At 31.2% G+C, this 20,037-nt stretch carries 25 protein-coding genes; 8 read left to right on the plus strand and 17 right to left on the minus strand.

The features are described from left to right. The first annotated feature begins 151 nt into the window (after positions 1-151). The 3 genes from ACNQF9_RS07340 to ACNQF9_RS07350 are packed head-to-tail and all read left to right on the plus strand — an operon-like array spanning position 152 to position 1,892. Positions 152-445: a type II toxin-antitoxin system HigB family toxin gene (locus ACNQF9_RS07340; RefSeq protein ID WP_417960177.1), complete on the plus strand. Its 294-nt coding sequence runs from the start codon at positions 152-154 to the stop codon at positions 443-445. Between the two features lie 5 nt (positions 446-450). Beyond that, entirely contained in the window at positions 451-807 is a 357-nt protein-coding gene (locus ACNQF9_RS07345) for a helix-turn-helix domain-containing protein (RefSeq protein WP_417960176.1), read from the plus strand. Between the two features lie 41 nt (positions 808-848). Continuing rightward, complete coding sequence (locus ACNQF9_RS07350; RefSeq protein ID WP_417990213.1) at positions 849-1,892, plus strand: o-succinylbenzoate synthase; 1,044 nt, start codon at positions 849-851, stop codon at positions 1,890-1,892. 6 nt (positions 1,893-1,898) lie between these two features. Here the strand turns inward: ACNQF9_RS07350 and ACNQF9_RS07355 are convergent, their stop codons facing one another. From ACNQF9_RS07355 to ACNQF9_RS07425, 15 genes are all read right to left on the minus strand, one after another. Beyond that, positions 1,899-2,984, minus strand: coding sequence for an AI-2E family transporter (locus ACNQF9_RS07355; RefSeq protein WP_417960175.1), 1,086 nt, complete (start codon positions 2,982-2,984; stop codon positions 1,899-1,901). Between the two features lie 474 nt (positions 2,985-3,458). Continuing rightward, positions 3,459-3,959 (minus strand): nuclear transport factor 2 family protein, encoded by a 501-nt coding sequence (locus ACNQF9_RS07360; protein ID WP_417960174.1) that lies wholly within the window; start codon positions 3,957-3,959, stop codon positions 3,459-3,461. Between the two features lie 238 nt (positions 3,960-4,197). Next, positions 4,198-6,231 carry an OmpA family protein gene (locus ACNQF9_RS07365; protein ID WP_417960173.1) on the minus strand — a complete coding sequence of 678 codons (2,034 nt, stop codon included), beginning with the start codon at positions 6,229-6,231 and terminating at the stop codon, positions 4,198-4,200. An 83-nt stretch (positions 6,232-6,314) separates the two neighbouring features. Next, positions 6,315-7,775, minus strand: a complete 1,461-nt coding sequence (locus ACNQF9_RS07370) for an ice-binding family protein (RefSeq protein ID WP_417989948.1) — start codon at positions 7,773-7,775, stop codon at positions 6,315-6,317. A gap of 370 nt (positions 7,776-8,145) precedes the next feature. Continuing rightward, complete coding sequence (locus ACNQF9_RS07375) at positions 8,146-8,916, minus strand: histidine kinase (RefSeq protein WP_417989949.1); 771 nt, start codon at positions 8,914-8,916, stop codon at positions 8,146-8,148. 133 nt (positions 8,917-9,049) lie between these two features. After that, positions 9,050-9,406, minus strand: a complete 357-nt coding sequence (locus tag ACNQF9_RS07380; protein ID WP_417989950.1) for a hypothetical protein — start codon at positions 9,404-9,406, stop codon at positions 9,050-9,052. A gap of 1 nt (position 9,407) precedes the next feature. After that, a complete protein-coding gene (locus ACNQF9_RS07385) occupies positions 9,408-9,755 on the minus strand; it encodes a hypothetical protein (RefSeq protein ID WP_417960169.1) in 348 nt (115 codons plus the stop codon). A 47-nt stretch (positions 9,756-9,802) separates the two neighbouring features. Next, complete coding sequence (locus tag ACNQF9_RS07390) at positions 9,803-10,135, minus strand: YtxH domain-containing protein (RefSeq protein ID WP_417960168.1); 333 nt, start codon at positions 10,133-10,135, stop codon at positions 9,803-9,805. A gap of 52 nt (positions 10,136-10,187) precedes the next feature. Beyond that, positions 10,188-10,340 carry a lmo0937 family membrane protein gene (locus ACNQF9_RS07395; RefSeq protein WP_113633709.1) on the minus strand — a complete coding sequence of 51 codons (153 nt, stop codon included), beginning with the start codon at positions 10,338-10,340 and terminating at the stop codon, positions 10,188-10,190. Between the two features lie 60 nt (positions 10,341-10,400). Further along, on the minus strand, positions 10,401-10,553 hold the full coding sequence (locus tag ACNQF9_RS07400; protein ID WP_417960167.1) for a lmo0937 family membrane protein: 153 nt from the start codon (positions 10,551-10,553) through the stop codon (positions 10,401-10,403). A 112-nt stretch (positions 10,554-10,665) separates the two neighbouring features. Further along, entirely contained in the window at positions 10,666-11,301 is a 636-nt protein-coding gene (locus tag ACNQF9_RS07405) for a porin family protein (RefSeq protein ID WP_417989951.1), read from the minus strand. Between the two features lie 197 nt (positions 11,302-11,498). Further along, entirely contained in the window at positions 11,499-11,960 is a 462-nt protein-coding gene (locus tag ACNQF9_RS07410) for a sll1863 family stress response protein (protein ID WP_417989952.1), read from the minus strand. A gap of 145 nt (positions 11,961-12,105) precedes the next feature. Further along, a complete protein-coding gene (locus ACNQF9_RS07415) occupies positions 12,106-12,291 on the minus strand; it encodes a CsbD family protein (protein ID WP_417960164.1) in 186 nt (61 codons plus the stop codon). A 575-nt stretch (positions 12,292-12,866) separates the two neighbouring features. Beyond that, positions 12,867-13,307: a KTSC domain-containing protein gene (locus tag ACNQF9_RS07420; RefSeq protein ID WP_417960163.1), complete on the minus strand. Its 441-nt coding sequence runs from the start codon at positions 13,305-13,307 to the stop codon at positions 12,867-12,869. 172 nt (positions 13,308-13,479) lie between these two features. Then, positions 13,480-13,725 carry a hypothetical protein gene (locus ACNQF9_RS07425; protein ID WP_417960162.1) on the minus strand — a complete coding sequence of 82 codons (246 nt, stop codon included), beginning with the start codon at positions 13,723-13,725 and terminating at the stop codon, positions 13,480-13,482. 91 nt (positions 13,726-13,816) lie between these two features. Here ACNQF9_RS07425 and ACNQF9_RS07430 point away from each other — a divergent pair, with 91 nt between their 5' ends. Next, positions 13,817-14,362, plus strand: coding sequence for a hypothetical protein (locus tag ACNQF9_RS07430; RefSeq protein ID WP_417960161.1), 546 nt, complete (start codon positions 13,817-13,819; stop codon positions 14,360-14,362). Between the two features lie 30 nt (positions 14,363-14,392). On the opposite strand, the gene ACNQF9_RS07435 is transcribed toward ACNQF9_RS07430, so the two are convergent. Further along, positions 14,393-14,776, minus strand: coding sequence for a response regulator (locus ACNQF9_RS07435; protein WP_417989953.1), 384 nt, complete (start codon positions 14,774-14,776; stop codon positions 14,393-14,395). Then, positions 14,773-17,616, minus strand: a complete 2,844-nt coding sequence (locus ACNQF9_RS07440) for a PAS domain S-box protein (protein WP_417960159.1) — start codon at positions 17,614-17,616, stop codon at positions 14,773-14,775. The genes ACNQF9_RS07435 and ACNQF9_RS07440 overlap by 4 nt, the downstream gene beginning before the upstream one ends. Before the next feature lie 360 nt (positions 17,617-17,976). On the opposite strand from ACNQF9_RS07440, the gene ACNQF9_RS07445 reads away from it, so the two are divergent. From ACNQF9_RS07445 to ACNQF9_RS07460, 4 genes are all read left to right on the plus strand, one after another. Beyond that, positions 17,977-18,126 carry a hypothetical protein gene (locus ACNQF9_RS07445; RefSeq protein WP_417960158.1) on the plus strand — a complete coding sequence of 50 codons (150 nt, stop codon included), beginning with the start codon at positions 17,977-17,979 and terminating at the stop codon, positions 18,124-18,126. Positions 18,127-18,142: 16 nt separating this feature from the next. Continuing rightward, positions 18,143-18,385, plus strand: a complete 243-nt coding sequence (locus ACNQF9_RS07450; RefSeq protein WP_417960157.1) for a hypothetical protein — start codon at positions 18,143-18,145, stop codon at positions 18,383-18,385. Positions 18,386-18,404: 19 nt separating this feature from the next. Next, positions 18,405-18,788, plus strand: a complete 384-nt coding sequence (locus ACNQF9_RS07455; protein WP_417960156.1) for a YchJ family protein — start codon at positions 18,405-18,407, stop codon at positions 18,786-18,788. A 106-nt stretch (positions 18,789-18,894) separates the two neighbouring features. Next, positions 18,895-20,013, plus strand: coding sequence for a vWA domain-containing protein (locus tag ACNQF9_RS07460; RefSeq protein ID WP_417960155.1), 1,119 nt, complete (start codon positions 18,895-18,897; stop codon positions 20,011-20,013). Positions 20,014-20,037: the final 24 nt, after the last annotated feature.

A 20,037-nucleotide genomic window follows, 5' to 3' on the forward strand; every position in this document is an offset into this window, starting at 1 on the left:
TTGAAATTTTAAAATCTTAAATTTACTTAATTGTCTAATAGGGTTTTAATTTTTTTTTACAATACAAGAAATATAAGGGCATTTAAGTCTCAATTAAAAAATAATTTCCCAAAACGGGAACTTTTTAGTATCTTTGTAAAATAAATAAGCTTTGAGAGTAATTGCAAAAAAAATATTGAGAGATTTTTGGGTAGCTCATGCTGATTGCGAACAGCAATTAAAGTCTTGGTTTCAGGAAACAAGCAAATCCGAATGGAAAAATCCCAGCGATATAAAAAAGGAATACCCAAGTGCAAGTATTTTAAATGACAATCGATTTGTGTTCAATATCAAAGGAAATAATTACCGATTAATAGTTAAAATAAATTTTGATTATCAAATGGTTTGGATCCGGTTTATTGGAACACATGCAGAGTATGATAAAATTGATGCCAACGAAATTTAATTACAATGGAAATTAAACCTATAAAAACACAAAATGATTATAATCAAGCTCTTGAAAGACTTGAATTTATTTTTGATGCTAAAAATGGTTCGCCTGAAGGTGACGAATTGGAAGTGCTAGGAATTTTAATTGACCAATATGAGAATGACCATTTTCCTATTGGTATGCCTGACCCAATTGAGGCTATAAAATTCAGAATGGAACAAATGGGGTATAATCAAAATGATCTGGCCAATATTGTTGGTTTAAAAAGCCGAGCAAGTGAAATTCTAAATCGCAAACGAAAACTTTCCTTGGAAATGATCCGTCAACTGCATGAGCGATTAAACATTCCTACAGACGTTTTAATTCAAGCGTATTAAATTGGTAATTGAGTTTATATCAATTCATAATTCATAATTTATTGAAAGCAACGTACCACAAATACATTCTCGACTTCAAACGCCCATCAGGAACTTCCCGCGGCGTCATGACCGAAAAAGAAACTTGGTTTATTGTCTTGGAAAAAGAGGATAAAAAAGGAATAGGAGAGTGCGGAATTCTTCGCGGATTGAGTATTGATGACCGGCCTGATTATGAAGAAAAATTGCAATGGACCTGCAATAATATTCACCTTGGAAAAGACCAACTTTGGGAAGCGTTATTAGAGTTTCCTTCGATACAATTTGGAGTGGAAATGGCGTTCCAATCTTTGGAGAGTGAAAGCCCTTTTTTATTGTTTCCTTCGGACTTTACAAATGGCACAAAATCTATACTGATAAACGGCTTGGTTTGGATGGGTGAGGAGGCGTTTATGAAACAGCAAATCGAGGAAAAATTAGCGGAAGGTTTTCGATGTATTAAATTGAAAATCGGAGCGATAGATTTCGATAAAGAACTCCAGTTATTACGGTTTATTCGGGAACATTTTACGCCGGAACAAGTTGAAATTCGGGTTGATGCTAACGGTTGTTTTAATGAAAATCTAGCTTTATATAAATTAATACAACTATCTGAATTTAAATTACATAGTATCGAACAGCCGATATCAAAAAATCATACTGACAGTATGGCAGAGCTGTGTAAAACCACACCTTTTCCAATTGCTTTGGATGAGGAATTGATTGGTGTGTTTACTTTGATAGAAAAGGAACAATTATTAGAGAAAATCAAGCCACAATACATCATTTTAAAGCCTAGTTTTATCGGTGGTTTTCGAGGTACACAAGAATGGATTTCATTGGCTGAAAAGTATAAAATAGGGTGGTGGATTACCTCTGCTTTAGAGAGTAATATTGGATTGAATGCCATTGCACAATGGACTTTTTTGCAACACAATTCTATGCCACAAGGATTAGGAACCGGAGCGCTTTATACGAATAATTTTGATTGTCCGCTGGAAGTTTCACAAGGTCAATTATGGTATAAAAAAGAGTTGGATTGGACGTTTGATTTTGCTTTTTTATAATAAGTGTCACGAACATTTCTTATGTTCACCATCACCTAATAACAACGATACTGTTTTTAAACTTGGAGTACGATCCGCAATTAGTTTTACGATGCTGACAAACGGTATAAAGAGAATCATTCCTGCAGCACCCCATAAAATCCCTCCAACGATTACTACTATAATAATAACAAGCGTATTTATTTTTAAGCGGGTTCCTACGGCATAAGGAAATATAATATACGCTTCGAGTGCCTGAACAATAGAAAAAACTACAATGACGGCGAAAGGATACCAAATAGAATTGTACGTGATCCACGAAACCGCAATGGGCAACAGCGAGGATATCATGATGCCTACATAAGGAATGAAAGTAAGTATTGAGGCGATAAAGCCAAATAGAAATGGATGCGGTACACCAATAATCAATAGCCCGATACTATTTAGAAGTCCTACTATTAAATAAACTACTAACATTCCCTTGATAAAATCATAATAGGCATGGATGGTTTCAACAAGGATTTCGTGAATTGTATTTTTTCTTTCAGGTGGGAAAAGTTCATATAAGGCATTTGATAACATTTGGCGATGGAAAAGTATTAATGTTGAGAAAACAGGAATCATTAATAGAAAAAAAACAGATTGAGATAATGAAGAGGCCGTGTTCTTTAATATTGAAAAAGCTTGTGAACCGGAATTATTGAGTGAGTTGTTAATGAAATCTGTTTGCTTTTTCATACTAATATCAAAGCGTTCAGAGACAAAAACACTTAATTCATTTATTGTTTCGGTTAGTTTTTCCCTTAAAAAATACCATTCTTGAAGAAATTCAGAAAACTGTAGAAATAATAAATAAATTATGGATCCAATCAAGAGTGTTACACCTAAAATGGAAATTAAAATAGCAATTCCTTTATGTATTCTTTTTTTTTCCATCCACTTACAAATCGGATAGAGGATAAAACTAATGAGTAACGAAAAACTTAACGGAATAAATAGTGTTTTACCAAAGTAAAGAATTATTGACGTCAATACAATAAATTGAAGTATTTCTAAAACAGAATATTTTCTGTTGGGTTGAAACCGGACCGATGTTTTAGAAGATTGTATCATACAATAGTGTATTGAAACGGTTGTGTCTTATTTCTTTTTTTTTAAATATGTATTGCAACGGTTTTAATTTTATAACAATCGCCAGTGATAATTGGTTTGACCTATTTGATAAGGAAGGAGGATAGTTAAATATACGAGCAGAAATTCGGACGAAATTTTATTTTTTAATAAAAATTTGAAATCCTATTTTTAGTTGCTCTACCGATATGTGTCAAGTGCCTTCTCAATTTTAAAAAATCGTTTCGTTAATTTTTGATGTTAGTTCAGTTCTGGAAATATTTTCGCTAAAAAGTCAGGAGTCTGTTTCGATTATAACCTGTATTTCTTAGCCTTGTTCTAGGTTACGAATCTGTATTTGCTATTAAATGTAAACAACGATTCCTTGCTGAATTTGTTATTTTTTTTTGTATTTTGGATTGATCAATTTCATTTTCATATAATTCAATTTCGGATTTAAGGATATTTAAATCCCTCTTAAAGTGTATTTTTAATGTTTAAATCAGCATGTTTAGTTTCTTTAAACGCATTCAAAGACAGTATTGCTTGTTGCTGTATTTTATGTTGAAAATAACCAGTCCATCCAAATAAAAAACCAGTCATTCCTAATGCCTGCTTGGACCATTTCCAAATATCAAAATCATCCGTATGTTTAATAATTAGTCCATCTTTAAAATGAAATTGTGACTGAATTATATTTATAACTTTTCTATTAGTCTTACTAAAGTTATAAGTAGCTACCCATCGAGCTGAACCGATATATTCGTCGGCTTTGATATTTGAGAATTCAATTTTGATGTTCCCTTTACTTTTTTTTAGTAGCATTTTCCACATTTGGTTCACGTCATTTCCTTCTAATAATCCAAAAGCAGGATCACGAAACTGAATAATTGGATGATAACAGGCACACATTGTTGTTGCATCTCCATTTGCAAAAGCGGTATAAAACTGGATTAGTGTGTTCTCGTTTGAAGTCATATTTTAATTAAAGCGATTAGTAAAAATACTAAATTTTTTCCAAAAAATTAATATTTGGAATGTAAATAGAAAAGTACAAAGTAGATAACGATTCTATTTTATAATAATCAGTACTATAAAATGTATTTAAATAATTGTAATACATTTTATACTTTAAATCTATGAACAAAAAAAAAGGATAGACTTTTAAGTTTCTATCCTTTAATGCATTTATAAACAATATGCTTTTCAGTTCATTTTATTTACTAGCTGGAATGATATCAATAATCACGGTACGATTGTAAAAACGTTCTTCTGGGGTTTTATTTTCAAAAGGAGAATTGTTTTCATTTTCACCATAACCAGAAACATCAAATGTTACATCCTTTCTGCCAGTTTTAGCTAATGCGTTCTCAATAATACTTTTTGCATTGTTAGCACGAGCAAGGGATAAACCTTGATTGTAAATTTCTTCACCAATAATATCAGTATGACCTTTGATAATAACCGTTGCTCCAACCGGAATTTTAGCCGTTACTACTTCGGTGAGGTATTTTTCATACATGCTAATTGCTTTAGAGGTATTAAATTCATAGATTATACTGTATCTCATACCTTCATCCATTTTTGCAGGAGTCCAAAGTACCATGTGAACAGGAGTTTCTTTTTCTACAATTTTACCACTTTTAGTTTGTCCAATCATTTTTACAGTGTAATCGCCTTCTGGACGACTGCCTAAAATGGATTTCCCTGGAATGCTAACTTCATCTTGTGTGTAAGGGCCAAAAGATTGAATTTTACCTTGCTCATCCGCTATTTGCAATGACCAAGAGGATAATGCCTCACCTGCTCCTTTATTGTTAAAGGTAATATAACTTGAAGTTGGTGCTTCTTGCGAAGCCATGATTTGCACGGGTTTTAATGGAGCGTTAGGACCACTTTGAAATTCCATTAATAAATCCGGAGAATTACTTTCAATAGAAACTCTACGATCACCTTCGCGCAACAATACTAACTCTAACGTTCCACCAGGTTGTTCTGATGGGATGTTTGGTTTGGTTTGACCTTTAGTAGTAATTCTTGAAGGATCTATGGCAAATACATTTACTAAATACGTTTTAACTGAAGCTGCCATTGCAAGGCCATCAGTATTTCCTTTTTCTGATGAACCCACTAAAGTGATTGAAGAAGCTGGATTTTTTTGCATACGGTCTCCAAGGATGTTCAATACATTATAATACACAGTCATTTGACGTTTAGAACGGTCAGATAAATTTTTATTTGGATCTATCTCTAATTGATCTTCTTTGAAGTCTTTTACTTGATCTTTATTCAATAAAACGTAGCGGTTTGGTATTTCAGTTGATCCTTCATTAAAGAAGATATAGTTTCTAAGTGGGAAAATTTCAGTCAATCTGCTTTTCTCAGGAACATTACTAGGAGAATTTACTGAGAAATCAACCTCACGGTCTTTAACCATATCTGTAGCCTGTTGAATATTTTGTCCTTGTCCAAATTTAAGGGCAACACCTGCTCTGATGGTCGTAATATTCCAAGTTTCTGTTGCACGTGGATTTTGACCAAAATATGGCTGAAAAGATACAAAAGGAGACAAGACAAATTGTGTTTTGTTGCTGTCTGAAGAAAGGGGAATATCATACCCTGCACCAATTTGCATTGATAAAATAGTTTCTTCAATATCACTAAACTCACCTGTTACTGCTGGAGTCGGGGCTTGATTGGGAAACGCAGGATTAATACCTAATTGATACGTAAATGATTTGTCCAGGTTGAAAGCCAAGCGTGGACCACCATATAAATAAAAATTTGATTTGAATGGAGCAAAACGCACACTTGGTTCCACGGTAATGTAACTAAGATCAGTAGATAAATCAGCAGGACAGTCACAAGCAGTTTTTACCTGGTCAAAAGTACCTTTACGGCTATCATAACCCGCTTGTAGCATAACTCCCCATCTAGAATCTGCAGGGCGGTATTCTAAAAGTGGAGCTACGAAAAGCCCTGTACCATCACCATCATGAAATGTGGCGGGAGGTGTAAAACCAGCATTAAGCTGATTTGTTGAGCCACGGTAAAAATTAAAGTTAGCTCCACCAGCAACTCCAAAATACCAAGAGGGTTTCGCATATTTAACTTCCAGTGTTTCTTGTGCCTTTAGGGATGTTTGAACACTTAGCCACGTCAATGATACTAATAAAAGACTTTTGATGGGTAAATTATTAGGAGTCCAAGATTGACGTAATTCCTTTTTTAAATTATTTATATTGTCCATGTTTTTATTTTGTTTGATTTGAAATATATCCCGCCCATAGACGGGATAAAATTGTTTAGTTGAAACCGGCTTATACCTAATTCTTAGTTAGCAGGTACATTAATAGTGGTATTAACCATAGTTACGGATGCTACAAGTGAGATTGCTCTACCATTTAATACGGTTTGAACTGCATTTCCTGGTGTTGAAAATGTAACCCCAGCAGAGGCAATGATAGTTCCTGTCATAACACCACCACCAGCTCCATTAATTACAGCCGCACTACCTACGTACCAAAAAACATTTTTAGCTTGAGCTCCATTAACTAAATTAACACTTTTAGCACCTGTTGGTCCAGCAATTCCTACTGTTAAACCAGCTGCTGTTTGAAAAATCCAAACTGCATTAGGATCACCTTTGGCATCCAAAGTTAAATCTCCTAATGAGATTTTAAAAGTTGCACCTGCTGATTTATAAATTCCTGGAGGTAATACTAAATTTCCTAATTCACCTGCGCCAGGATCTGTTCCTCCCGGTTTTTGTGCTGGGGAAATACTAATATATGCTGCATTTGCATCAGCTAATCCTTGAGTTGCTATTGCTTCAGAAGCTGCTGAACCAGGAGTTGGTGGTGCAGTATGTATTCTGCCAGTTACTAGCCCTTTATTTAAAGGTGTTTCTGTGTAAACATCCCCAGTACTTCCATCATGAAATCCAGTTACTAATGTAGATGCAGCGGTTGTTCCGATACTTCCATTAATCACCGTATTCAAACCTTGATTTGTTATTCCGGCATTTCCTCCAAAAACTCCAAAAAACAAACCTGTTGCAGCTGTTGGGGCAGTTGTAATAATTGCAGGACTTACTGTAGTAAAATTCCATATAAAATTATTAGCTAATGCTATACCAGCGGTGTTTCTTGCACCAGTTGTAATAGTAGCAGTGTAGGTAGTTCCTGAAATTATTGGAATACTTGGAGTAAATGAGGCAGTTGTGCCAGAGTAGGCAACGATACCTGGAATTACCACAGTACCTTGTCTCAATGTAAAAGTAGTAGCATTAATAGTTAAGGGATCCATTGCTATACTAAAGTTAGCAGTGATAATCTTATTTAAATTAACTCCTATGGCACCGTCTATTGGATCAGTTGCCGTTACAGTAGGTGCAACACCAGTTTTAAATGTCCATACATAATCTTCTTGTAAAGCATTTCCCATCAAATCTTTACTGGCAGTTGAAACTCTTCCAGTGTAAGTTGTGTTTGGAGATAAAGCAGTCGTAGGTGTAAATGACGCTGTAGTACCACTATATGATACGGTACCTGCTACTGGTCCAGTTCCTATAATAGTAAAAGAGGATTGATTGATAGTTGCAGCATCCATCTCTTCATTAAAAGTAACTGTAATTATAGGATTGAATGAAACTCCCGTCGCTCCATTCACAGGACTTGTAGATTGTACAACAGGACAAACACCTATAGTTTCTTGAAAATCATCTGTTGCACAGCTGGAAATCAATGCAATAAATAATATCACAAATGTTAATAGTAAATTTTTAGCTTTCATTTTTTTTAATTTAGGGGATTAAGAATTTTGTTTACCAAAGGTGAGCTTGTTATCTAATAAAAGTATTACACAATTTAAATTATAAGTTGTAAAATTCACTTATTTTAATTGTTAAAATTTAAATTAAATCACTATAAATCAGCATTTTAGATTGTTTAAAATGTTAAAATAGTGTTTGTATTTATGTTTTTAGAAACAAACAAATACGAAATATTGATAGAAAGTAAGTTAAGCAACTGTTATTTAAAAAAAGTCTGAGTAAAAAATAGTACTCTAATGCAAGAATAATTTATGATCGAAAGGATTGATGTACTATTTACAAAAAAATGGAAGAAAAATATTTGAAATAAGGAATGTTTTATTTAATCCATTAGAATTCACTTAAATCGTTTATATTTAAATTTTCACCTTTCTCTTTAAGATCAGAAATAAAAACGGTTAGTTCTTTTGTGAAAGTATCAAGCGTTAATATCGATTCTTTTATATAATCTATTGTTTGTCGCACTTCTTCTGGAGAATTGGAACAGTGGTCAAGTTGGAGGGATAAGCCTAGAATATTTGTAAGAGGTTGTCGAACTCTATGGGAGGTTATAAACATGATTTTTTTGAGACCATTAATGTATTCTTTATGATACTTTTCAGCGATGTAGAGTTCAGCATTAGCTTTGATTAACGCTACCGTTCTCTTTTCTTTTTCTAAGTTTTGAAAAGCAAGTTCCTTATTGGCAATAATTAATTCGGCGGCTCGTTTTTCTTTTTCTAAGTTTTGAAAAGCAAGTTCTTTATTGGCAATAATTAATTCAGCAGCTCGTTTTTCTTTTTCTAAGTTTTGAAAAGCAAGTTCTTTATTGGCAATAATTAATTCAGCAGCACGTTTTTCTTTTTCTATGTTTTGAAAAGCAAGTTCTTTATTGGCAATAATTAATTCGGCAGCACGTTTTTCTTTTTCTAAGTTTTGAAAAGCAAGTTCTTTATTGGCAATAATTAATTCAGAGGCATGTCTTTGTTTTTCTTGGATCTCAAATACAAGTTTTTTATTAGCAAGAATTAATTCGACGGCACGCTTTTCTTTTTCATTATTTTGAAAAACAAGTTGATTATTTGTACTTATTAAATCCTCTTTTTTTATATTTCTAAACATTAGTTTTCAAATTAAATTTTAGATTAAAAGATTCTTTCATATTATTAATCAAGCTTTTTTTTGCATGGTAATAAAGAAATTGTTTAAAGATAAAAAAGGTTGAGCGACTTTTATTTAAAAAATCAATATACGATTAGTTATTTTCTAAATCGTTTTCTTTTAATTTTTCAGAATGTTTGGTAACTACATTTGTTATTACAAATTGCAAAAGTGTACCAAGTATTCTTTTTATAGGATTATGAGTTGATCCTAATAAAACTTTTTTTGTCAAATAACCTGTAGATATTCCGATTACATTACTAAGGATATTGCCTTTAAATTCTGAGGTGGTTGCCATTTGCCCAAATGCCTTTTTGATTATATTTAGAGGTTTTAAGCTTTCATAAGTATCATGATACTGATCTTTGAGTTGGGACAGTTCATTAGCTTGTTTTAATTTTAGTAATTGGATAGCCTCTTTTAATACTTGTGTCTGGTTGATCTTTTTCATATTAACTTTTTTTAAGCATTTTTACAATAATGAAATTACTGACGGGCATCTTAATCCATTCATCTTTAAAAATATAAAGAATGATTGCTACAATTAAATAAAAGCTAGACACTATAAAAAAGCCATAGTATACTTTTCCGACCAATTCACCAATCCATAATGAAAGGCCTATGTTTGCCAGAAAGGCAAACATTACAAAAACAATAGAAACGGTTAATCGAGAGAGTAGAGAAGACATTACATCTGCAGTTGTATCAACTACATTTAACTTCGCTAATTCTACTGTAGTTCTAGTGTAATCTTCTGCTTTTTCAAAAAGCATTTCTATTGTTGTTGCGTTGTTTTCCATGATATAATTTATAAATGGCTTATTGAAATGTAATAATTAATATCGTATTAGATATTTGTATTTTTAATTTCGTTTTTTGCATCATAAAACTTTGATTTTCCTTCAGCAATTAAAGTTTCGCCTTCTTTTTTTGTTTCATAAAACTTTGATTTACCATCTGCCATTAAAGTTTCGCCTTCGTTCCAAATTTTCTCATATTTTTGAGTGATGGTTCCCAATAAAGTATCTAATTTACCTTTTAATTCATCAGCGTAATCATTGCTCTTATCCATAATTTTTCTTCTTGTTTTGTCTCCTTTTTCAGGTGCAAACAATACTCCTAATAATGCCCCTACAGCAACTCCGCCTACAACTCCTAATATTATTTTATCTGCTTTCATAATTGTTTATTTTAGTATTATTTATTTATTTGTTTATTTATTTAAATTTTGATTAGATACCTCGTCCTTGTATCAGTCTGAATAGTATTGCTATTACAGCTATGACAAGAAGAACATGAATAATTGATCCTAGGCTGAATGCAAAAAATCCAATTGCCCAAAAAATGACTAAAATTACCGCTATTGTATAAAGAAGATTGCCCATGTTTTTAATTTTTAATGAATTAATAATTTAATTTAAATGTATTTTTTTGATATCAATTGTTTAGATTTTTCTACCTTGAATAAGTCTAAATATAATTGCAATGACAGCAATGACAAGTAGAATGTGAATTATTGATCCTGCACTATAGGCAAAGAATCCAATTGCCCAGAAAATTACTAGGATAACTGCGATGGTGTAAAGAAGATTGCTCATGATTTTAGTTTTTATGATTAGTTTTATTTATTCTATTTTTTTTAAAACATAAATAGGTTTGCAATATGTTCATACTAATAATGGAATTATTTTTTACTTGTAACAAAGAAAATTAAAATCCAAAAGCAGCATAAACACTCAAAACACTATTTTTAGCATCAGGAGAAGTAAAGTTATTTGATGAATCATTTTTTCCTATTTTAGTTAATCCATAATTATAACGTACTCCAAAACTAACCGGTTCTAAATCTAAACCGATACCCCCAGCAAGGCCAGCATCAAACCTGTTGAAATCATCAACATTAATGTTGTCTTCAAAATTGTAGCTACCGCTATCGGATTTGTTTGTCGTTTTACCGCTAACCAAGTATGCGGCATAAGGACCAGCATGAATATTGAAGTTTTTTGAAACATTTACTACTAATAAAAGTGGGACCTCTATGTAATCTAATTTAAATTGTGCTGTTCCGCTAACCAAAGCGTTGTTGTATACCAATTCAGCTCCTTTACCTGTATAGGATATTTCAGGTTGTATAGCAATATTTGTTGCCAAAGGTAATTTTGCAAAAAAACCAATATTAAATCCTGTTAACACATTATTATCATCCACATCGTCAGTATATAAATTAGAAAAGTTAACGCCTCCTTTTATACCAAATTTAGTACTGGTGTCTTGAGCTTGAACTTGTGTAAAAGCCATCAAACCTATTGCCAAAGAAGCAAATAATATTTTTTTTGAATTTTTCATTTTATTTATTTTTTTATTAAATTATTATACTACAAATATCTGCATCTTACACAAAGGGATTGTTACAATACTTTTAGTTAAATTTATAATATTCACACTTTGTAATTTTTTTTAATGGTTAATTAGCGTATTTAAGTATTTGATAATTAAATAATTATATAAAAAAAGGCGAGTTAAAAAACTCGCCTTTTGATTTGCTATTTGTTATCTACAGTCAAGTTTTTGATTGCATCACCTAATTCATTCATGTCTCGATTGTATTCTTCTTTAAAAGATTGCCAATCACTATTGGTTTCATTTTTGTATGTTTCAACCTTTAATTTAATGTCTTTATTTCTTTGCTCTAACTCTTCAATTTTTTTAGCATACATCTCATCAATTGATTTGCCAGTTTTTTTCATTTTGGATTTCATCTCTGCAATTCGAATTTCATTTTGTGTTATAGTAGCCTTTGTACTTTCCTTAAATGCTTTCCACTCCTCTTCTGTTGCGGCCGCTCTAGCATCAGATAATTCTTCTTTGGCATCATCAAGATTATCTCTTGCCTCTTCCACATTATCTTTGGCAGCTTCTTCTTTTTTTGAGGAATTCTGACATCCTAATAGTACACTTCCTGCTATAAATGTCATTATAGTAAGGGATAAAATTGTTTTTTTCATTTTATATAGTTTTAAAAAATATATTATTTAATTGTTTTATTACTAGTTGGTTAGTGTAATTAAAGATACTTAAATTATTTTGAGTACACAATATTTTTAAAGTATTGTAGGGGTTTAAAATTATCAGTTGAAAGTTTTAATTTATTTAAAGGCTTTCAAAAATTTTAAGCAATTCGGCTCTTGTTTTTCCTAATTTATCTTGATATTTGTTTAACATTTCTTCTTTTTTCTCTTTTGAAAAAAGAGACTTATTATTAGTTAAAGCAACAAATTTTTCTTTTAATTTGCTTTTCTGTTCTTCCCAATTTCCTTCTAGCGGTAACGAATCCATCTTTTTTGTATTGTATGCGAAATAGTTTTCACTTTACAAAGTTGGCTCTATTATGTATGCAATCAGTTATATAACTTTTGGGATTAGTTGTCTTATTCACTGATTTAAATATTGAATTATATTTAGGACTTAAAAAATAATAGCGTAGTGAAATAACCGGTCAAACGGATCTCCACTTTCTAGTGTTAATTGATCACCAGTTCTGGAGTAAACTGCCTACCAATTTCCAATTCAAATTTAGCACCATTTTAGAGATAAATTGATTATTTGAACTACTAGTTTTTACATAGTGTTAGAGCCAATACGAAGTATGACAGACATAATAACGGACATGAGTAAAAAGTAGAAAAGTATTTAAATTCTATTGTACTGTAAAAAGTAAGTTACTTATAAGGACTTAATTATGGCTATCTAGGAATACAGTAAAGAATTATATTGGATTGTAGGTTTTGTTTGAATTTGTTAATAATATATTTTCCTAAAATCAATTTCATTATTTGAATTCTTATATGAATGGGTTGAAATAAAAAAAGCATCCGTGTAAGGGATGCTTGAGTATATTTAATGATAAGAAATTAATCTTGATTGATCGTTTTTCTCCAAGTAAATGAATTGAGAATGTGTCTTTTAGCAAATCTTCCAGGAGAATCAGCGTTGACCATTTTTACATATGTTGCTTTAGGAACACTAATGTATTCGTAAACGCTACCATTTGAAAAATTGATAATTAATCTGCCTTCCACAAATTTGTAATCTGAAATTGTAGCTGTTGCAATTGTTTCAGTATATTCTGGTAAGTTTTGTTTTAAAGTTTCAGGATTGATGCTGACCAAAAAATGATATGCTTCAATAATTTTTTTACTGTTTTCTTCTGCAGCCTTTAATCCATCTTCATCTCCCTGAAATTTGTCAGGATGCGCTTCTTTCATAGCATTACGATAAATCGTTTTTAAATCTTTCAGCTCTGCAGTTTTATCTACATTTAGCAGTTTGCGGTATTCAACTATTTTTTTCATAAATATGGTAACTACTTGTCTTTTATTATAGAATCGATATAATTTGATTTCAAAATCGACAAATTTTTTGCAAAGGTACACTTTTTTTTATTTTTTTGGATTATGACCCAAAAATTTTAAGAAAAAAGTATTTTTATAAAGAATTCTTTAAAATATAAAACATTAAATAGTTTTATTGCTGCGGTTTGTTATTTGCTTTATCAAAGTTTTTTGACTTTTTTTGGTATTTATTATAGCTTATATCACTGGGATTTTCTATGATTGATTTTATAGTTATCCAATCTCCAACATTATGTTTTTGAGCCATTTTATAATCTAAAAGATATTCGCCACAGAAAAAGTTGTTGTTTTCGTCTTTTTCCATAACTCCGGTGAAAACACCTTTTTGTAACATTCTTTCTTCGGAAGCTTTAGTCATAATCAATTTATTTAAAATAATTCTACCGTGCAAAGTTAATCAAATATAATTTCTCTTGCTACGATTTGGGCTTTCTGATTACCTTTGTGTTATGGAAAATATTTTTCGACCAAACCCAAATTCCTTTAAAAACACTTTCTGTGTATTTAATGAGGTATCTATTGAAGCCATAAATAAATTAAAAATACAATATGACAGTAAATCGGGTAGTAAATATTATTATACTAAAATAGGAATGTTTCGTTTGTCGAATCATTGGGGCCGCTTAGCCAATAGCAAATGGCGTTTAGAGCCTTTAGAACCTGAAACGAGGTCTAAAATTAAATTGGGTTTTGCCTCTTGGGATAGTTTCTACCCGGATAATGCTTTGGAGGAACTGTATTATTTAGAAGTTAATTTCCTAAACAACACAATCAATTATCAACATAGAGATACTCCAAGGTATGATAAAAAAGCACTATTAAGAACGAGTAGCGAAACTACAAAAAGGATTAAGCAAGCTCGAAACATATTAAACTTGACGTCATGGGCTAAATATTTTGAGAGTGACGATATTGAGCTTCTGAGACGAAAAATCATCAATGCACTTATTTATACCAATAAAACTTTAGAAGAAATAAAAAAAGAAATCATTTAATATTACTCAAGCAATAATTTTTAAACTCTTTTAATCATTTGAAGCAATTAATAATAAATCGTTTACTGTAACTGGTTTTGATAAATAGCCTAAAATATTTTCATAAGATTTGGATCTGTTTTTATCTTCAATGGCAATTGATGAACTAACAATATATACAATAATTTCTTTATCAAATTGAGGTTTTAACAATCCCATTGCTTCCATAAATTCCCAACCGTCCATAACGGGCATGTTAATATCTAATAATATTATATCGGGAAGGGTTGTGTTGTTTTCTAAGGCATCAAGTGCCTCTTTTCCATTCTTGAAAGAGGAAATAGCAGAGAACATTTCGGATTTATGAATTATTTTATTTACGATTATTTGGTAAATAGCATCATCGTCTACTATCCAGATTGCTTTTTTTATCATTGAATATAGATTTTAAAAGTAGTTCCTATATTGGGTTCGCTTTCCACGGTAATAGTACCTCCCATTGCATCAATTTGATTTTTTGTAATAAATAATCCTATTCCTTTTGAGTCAGAATTATTTGTAAATGTCTTGTACATTCCGAAAATTTTGTCAGCATTTCTAACCAGATCAATTCCTATACCATTATCAGAAATTTGAAGGACTTTCATCTCGTTTTCTATAGCCAAATTAATTTTTATAATAGGTTTTCGAGCAGGATGCCTGTAGCGAATAGAATTTGAAATAATATTATAAAGGATACTTTCGAGGTAAGCAGGATTATAATTAATCATTGTTTCATCAGGTATTTCTGTAAAAATTGTAACTTCATGGGATACAATTTGTTCCGTAAGGACATTTTTAACGGTTGTAATATATCGTTCTAAGTTCAAAGGCTCTGATACCAAGCCGATGTTTGTTCGTATGTTAATGACTTCGTTCAAATGAAGCATCGTTTCGTTTAGCGAACTAGAAACAGTTTTTAAAAGTTCCATCATTTGTTCTCTTTCTTCTTCAGATTCAGAGGATTCAATCAAAGCAACAATAGAAGCAATATTGCTCGTATGTGATCTTAAATTATGTGAAACGATATAGGAAAAATTCAGCAGTCTTTTATTTTGTTCAGTAACGAGATTAAAGGATGTATTTAAATCTTTTTCGGCTTCTTTTGCTTTAGTAATATCAATCATAATACCACGTAAACTCGTGACTTTACCATTTTCCAAAACTACATTTACAATATCTCTTAACCAAACAATGGACCCATTTTTAGCCACCATTCTATATTCAAAATCATGGTCTAAACTTTCATTTGTTTTTACTTTACAATAATTCTGAACCCATTCCTTGTCTTCTGAATAAATGTGGTCACGCCAGAAAGAAGAGTTTCCTAACCATTCCTCTGGAGTATACCCTAATATGTTTTCTACTTTTTGGCTAATAAAATTAAAAGAAAAACTGGATGCATCACATTCCCAAACAATTCCATCAATTGTATTTATTAATGATTCAATTCTTCTTTGCGAATTAAGAATTGTTTTTTCTGATGATTTTCTATCTGTAATATCTTCGGTAGAGACTATGATTCGTTCTAATGTTTTCTCATAACCACGAATTACATTCCATCTTAAGTTTACATTACGATATTCACTTGCAGTATTTTTTATTTTAGTGTCAATAATTAATTGTTTTTCTCCTTGTGTTATAGCAATCAATTGTTTGGTAAAATCAGAAATTGAATCATTATCGATGATTTGTGAAAGCCCTAGAATTAATTCTTTTTTTGTTTTAACCTTATGTAGGTTTAAACACATCTTATTTACATTAATAATTTTTACTAAAGAAACACATTTATGAATGACATCAGGATGCATTTTTAAATAAAGCGAAACTGTTTCGGGACTTTCATTAAGAAGATTTAATTTTTGAAGATAACTTTTTACTTTAGAGAAATCTTCTTCCCACAAAGGTATCGGAGAATCTTCAAATAAACTTTTAAATCGAATTTCACTTTTTTTAATTAATTTCTCTGCTGCTTTTTTAGCAGATATATCTTCAACAATTGAGATGTGTGTAGTGACTTTTTTGTCCTTTTTTAATAAGGGCGAGACCGTTAGATTTACCCAAACAATATCTCCTGATTTAGTATAGCATCGTTTCTCTATAGAATACTCTCTGATTTTTCCATCTCTGAGTTTTTCAAGATTCAATAGATCTTTTTTCAAATCTTCCGGGTGCGTTACGGACTGAAAATTTCTCTCTTTCATTTCTTGTTGTGTGTACCCCAGTAACTGGCAATATTGGTTGTTAATTTCAATAAAATTACCAGTAAATGAATCGATATGAGCAATTCCTACTGCTGCCTGATCAAAAATAGCTTCAAATTTTATTTCTGAATTTAATAGTTTAGTGGCTTGGATATTAACTAATGATTGTAATTCCTTGGGTATTTTTAGTAGTGTAAATATTAAAACGCCAAAAAGTGCAGCCAGAATAATTCCAATAATTCCAGGAATTAAAATTTGTAAATAAAGATAATTTTGATGTTTTGATATCAGGTATAATTTCCAGTCTCCATCTGGAATAGTGGTAGAGATATTGTAGTTTTTTGAAAAATCTCTTTTATTTGGTAAATAAAAAATTTCTTTTTGGTCCTCAATATTGTATTTTGAAAACTGAAAATAATATTTTGAATCATCTACGTTTTCTATTCCCGAAGCTTTTAAAAAAGCATCTAATTTAATAATTACAGCAGAAAATCCCCAAAAACGATTATTTCTAAAAATAGGAAACCTACCTACAATTCCTACCCCGCCTTGTTTTAACTTCAAGGGTCCTGCGAAATACATTTTCTGGTTAGTAATTGATTTTAAGGCTTCTTTTTTAAGACTAGGCGTTGTTAGAATATTTAAATTTAAAGCTGCTTCATTACCCGCCAATGGATATATATACTTAATTATCCCTTGAGGAACCAATTGCACAGCGCTAATATTGGTATTTGATTCTATTAGTTTTTGACTAACGTAATCAAAATTTTCAGGAATACCTTTATCATTAATAGTTAGGGCTAGGGTTAATGTGGTGGTGTAACAATTCTTTAGTGATTGTTCAATGTTTTGATTGACAACATTAAGGATACTATTCATTTCCCGTTGTTCGTCTTCTTTTATTAGTTTGTATTGTTGAGAAACAATAAAACCAGCAATGTAACTTAAAAAGAGAAATGTTAATAAACCAGTTGTTTTCGGTCTGTCCAAGAACCATTTAATGAATTTAGTATTCTTTTTTTGAGGCTTCATGTATTGTAATAAGTAGGTTTTTGGGCAATATAGTTCAAAAAAATAAATATATAAAAAAATAATAGATGTGCACACTAATTTTTTGGATTATAGTTCTCTCTATTTTTTTTATAAACATATGGCTAGAAGAGATTAGACTTATTAGCGTTTTGTACCTACTAAAAAAAAGCAATTATCAAATGGGAAAATTATACTTCTGAAATTTTAATCTAATTATGGAATGTTGTTATCCAATTGTGTACGTGATTTTATCCTATGAAATAAATTATTTGAAACTAAAACAATTTTAATTTCAATAATTAAGCCGAACTTTGCAGTATATTTTCAATCAAATAACTAATTGGTATTTAAAGAAAACAGATGAGTAGAAATAACGAAAGGAATATTAAGAAACATAACGATAAATTACACAAAGCTCAGGACAAAGTGAAACAGGCTGGAATTCTTCGTAAAGAAAAACTTAAGCAAATAGCTAAAAAATTTAACGAAGATCAGGCTTTACAAAAATAGTTTACAATATTGACAAATGGAAAACGATAAATTTATTGAATTAAAAAATGCAGTTCAGGAAATAATAGACTTTATAGCGATTAAAAATGCTAATGCAGCTAATAATAAACTAGTAGCGGTCAGTGCTGATCTAGATGAATTATTAGATTTTGCTGAGGAAGATGAAGACCTCATGGAAATAAGTCGTTATCAAGTATTGCTGAATCAATTACAGCAAAAAATAGTTGGGCTCAACGGTCAGGCATCAAGTTCAGTTTAAAAGTTTCTTCAATATTCAAATGACTGAAAATAAATGCTATTGTGGTTCTGATATAACTTTCTCCAATTGTTGTGAACCTTTTATTAAAGGCGATGCAAATGCATCAACTGCTGAAACTTTAATGCGTTCCAGATATTCAGCTTATGTAAGTCATAAAGCAGTTTATTTATGGGCTACAACTCATATTACAGAAAGGGAAAAATATACTCAAGAAGAAATTTTAAATTGGGCAATAAATAACCATTGGTTGCAATTAGAAATTATAAATACTACAGAAAATACAGTAGAGTTTAAAGCTTATTTTTTAGACACTAATCTTCAAAAACATATTCATCATGAACTTTCTACTTTTAAATTTGAAAATGGTAGTTGGTTTTATGTTAATGGAAAATTCTTTAATTAGTTTTTAAGGTTAATAATAGGACTTGATTTATTGAGGAGTGTTTTTAACTAAAAATTAATAAACGTTTGTCCAGAGTACATTTTAAATTGATGTAATTTTAAAGTCTATGAAAAATAACATTAAAAAAGGTTTTTATTTCAAGCAATATGAAGCGCCATTTCAGTCTCCGTTTGATAAGCTCTTTGGTATTTTCAAAGAATTAATCACACACACTTCTGGAGATTTTGATGAGGCTATCGATTGGTTACGGGAATTGGACAAAGAATATAAACTCACCGATGAACACTACAGCATCGATGATTTTATTGAAGATTTAAAGAAAAAAGGCTACATTAGAGATGAACTCAAAGAAGATGGGACTTCAGGAATTGGGATTACTGCAAAAACAGAACGTGCCATCCGACAACAGGCTTTAGACAATATTTTTGGTAACTTAAAGCGTTCAGGAAGCGGAAATCATAAAACGAAACATTCCGGAAACGGAGACGAACACACTGGTGAATTTCGAGAATTTCATTTTGGTGATGGATTGGAGCGCATTTCTTTGACCGAGAGTTTGCGCAATGCCCAAATAAATAATGGTGTAGCAGATTTTATGTTGACCGAAAATGATCTGGTTGTTGAAGAAACACAGTACAAATCACAGATGAGTACGGTTCTGATGATTGATATCAGTCACAGCATGATTTTGTATGGTGAAGATAGAATTACGCCCGCCAAAAAAGTTGCGATGGCTCTTGCTGAGTTAATTACGACTCGTTATCCAAAAGACACCTTAGACATTCTTGTTTTTGGGAATGATGCCTGGACGATTGCAATCCGTGATCTACCTTATTTAAAAGTCGGGCCGTTTCACACCAATACGGTGGCGGGTTTACAACTTGCTATGGATTTACTCCGTAGAAAACGAAATACCAATAAGCAAATTTTCATGATTACCGATGGAAAACCTAGTTGTGTTCGCGAAAAAGACGGTTCTTATTATATGAACAGCAATGGACTCGATGAATATATTGTTGACAAATGTTACAATCAGGCACAACAAGCTCGAAAATTACATATTCCGATAACTACTTTTATGATTGCGAATGATCCTTATTTACAGCAATTTGTCAATCGTTTCACCGAAGCCAATCAAGGGAAAGCTTTTTACACTGGTTTAAAAGGACTTGGTGAAATGATTTTTGAAGATTATGAAACCAATCGCAAAAAGAGAATAAAGTAGTCGTCAATTGTCAGTTAGAGCGCA

This window comes from Flavobacterium amylolyticum (assembly GCF_048284335.1).
In the GTDB taxonomy this organism is placed as follows: domain Bacteria; phylum Bacteroidota; class Bacteroidia; order Flavobacteriales; family Flavobacteriaceae; genus Flavobacterium.

Coding starts and splice junctions, on each gene's coding strand:
- ACNQF9_RS07425 (WP_417960162.1), bottom strand. CDS start 13,725: ATGACTAAAGCTTCCGAAGAAAGAATGTTACAAAAAGGTGTTTTCACC.
- ACNQF9_RS07455 (WP_417960156.1), top strand. CDS start 18,405: ATGACTGAAAATAAATGCTATTGTGGTTCTGATATAACTTTCTCCAAT.
- ACNQF9_RS07415 (WP_417960164.1), bottom strand. CDS start 12,291: ATGGATTCGTTACCGCTAGAAGGAAATTGGGAAGAACAGAAAAGCAAA.
- ACNQF9_RS07420 (WP_417960163.1), bottom strand. CDS start 13,307: ATGAAAAAAATAGTTGAATACCGCAAACTGCTAAATGTAGATAAAACT.
- ACNQF9_RS07400 (WP_417960167.1), bottom strand. CDS start 10,553: ATGAGCAATCTTCTTTACACCATCGCAGTTATCCTAGTAATTTTCTGG.
- ACNQF9_RS07435 (WP_417989953.1), bottom strand. CDS start 14,776: ATGATAAAAAAAGCAATCTGGATAGTAGACGATGATGCTATTTACCAA.
- ACNQF9_RS07405 (WP_417989951.1), bottom strand. CDS start 11,301: ATGAAAAATTCAAAAAAAATATTATTTGCTTCTTTGGCAATAGGTTTG.
- ACNQF9_RS07410 (WP_417989952.1), bottom strand. CDS start 11,960: ATGAAAAAAACAATTTTATCCCTTACTATAATGACATTTATAGCAGGA.
- ACNQF9_RS07445 (WP_417960158.1), top strand. CDS start 17,977: ATGAGTAGAAATAACGAAAGGAATATTAAGAAACATAACGATAAATTA.
- ACNQF9_RS07440 (WP_417960159.1), bottom strand. CDS start 17,616: ATGAAGCCTCAAAAAAAGAATACTAAATTCATTAAATGGTTCTTGGAC.
- ACNQF9_RS07380 (WP_417989950.1), bottom strand. CDS start 9,406: ATGAAAAAGATCAACCAGACACAAGTATTAAAAGAGGCTATCCAATTA.
- ACNQF9_RS07370 (WP_417989948.1), bottom strand. CDS start 7,775: ATGAAAGCTAAAAATTTACTATTAACATTTGTGATATTATTTATTGCA.
- ACNQF9_RS07375 (WP_417989949.1), bottom strand. CDS start 8,916: ATGTTTAGAAATATAAAAAAAGAGGATTTAATAAGTACAAATAATCAA.
- ACNQF9_RS07360 (WP_417960174.1), bottom strand. CDS start 3,959: ATGACTTCAAACGAGAACACACTAATCCAGTTTTATACCGCTTTTGCA.
- ACNQF9_RS07390 (WP_417960168.1), bottom strand. CDS start 10,135: ATGAAAGCAGATAAAATAATATTAGGAGTTGTAGGCGGAGTTGCTGTA.
- ACNQF9_RS07365 (WP_417960173.1), bottom strand. CDS start 6,231: ATGGACAATATAAATAATTTAAAAAAGGAATTACGTCAATCTTGGACT.
- ACNQF9_RS07450 (WP_417960157.1), top strand. CDS start 18,143: ATGGAAAACGATAAATTTATTGAATTAAAAAATGCAGTTCAGGAAATA.
- ACNQF9_RS07345 (WP_417960176.1), top strand. CDS start 451: ATGGAAATTAAACCTATAAAAACACAAAATGATTATAATCAAGCTCTT.
- ACNQF9_RS07385 (WP_417960169.1), bottom strand. CDS start 9,755: ATGGAAAACAACGCAACAACAATAGAAATGCTTTTTGAAAAAGCAGAA.
- ACNQF9_RS07355 (WP_417960175.1), bottom strand. CDS start 2,984: ATGATACAATCTTCTAAAACATCGGTCCGGTTTCAACCCAACAGAAAA.
- ACNQF9_RS07395 (WP_113633709.1), bottom strand. CDS start 10,340: ATGGGCAATCTTCTTTATACAATAGCGGTAATTTTAGTCATTTTTTGG.
- ACNQF9_RS07430 (WP_417960161.1), top strand. CDS start 13,817: ATGGAAAATATTTTTCGACCAAACCCAAATTCCTTTAAAAACACTTTC.
- ACNQF9_RS07460 (WP_417960155.1), top strand. CDS start 18,895: ATGAAAAATAACATTAAAAAAGGTTTTTATTTCAAGCAATATGAAGCG.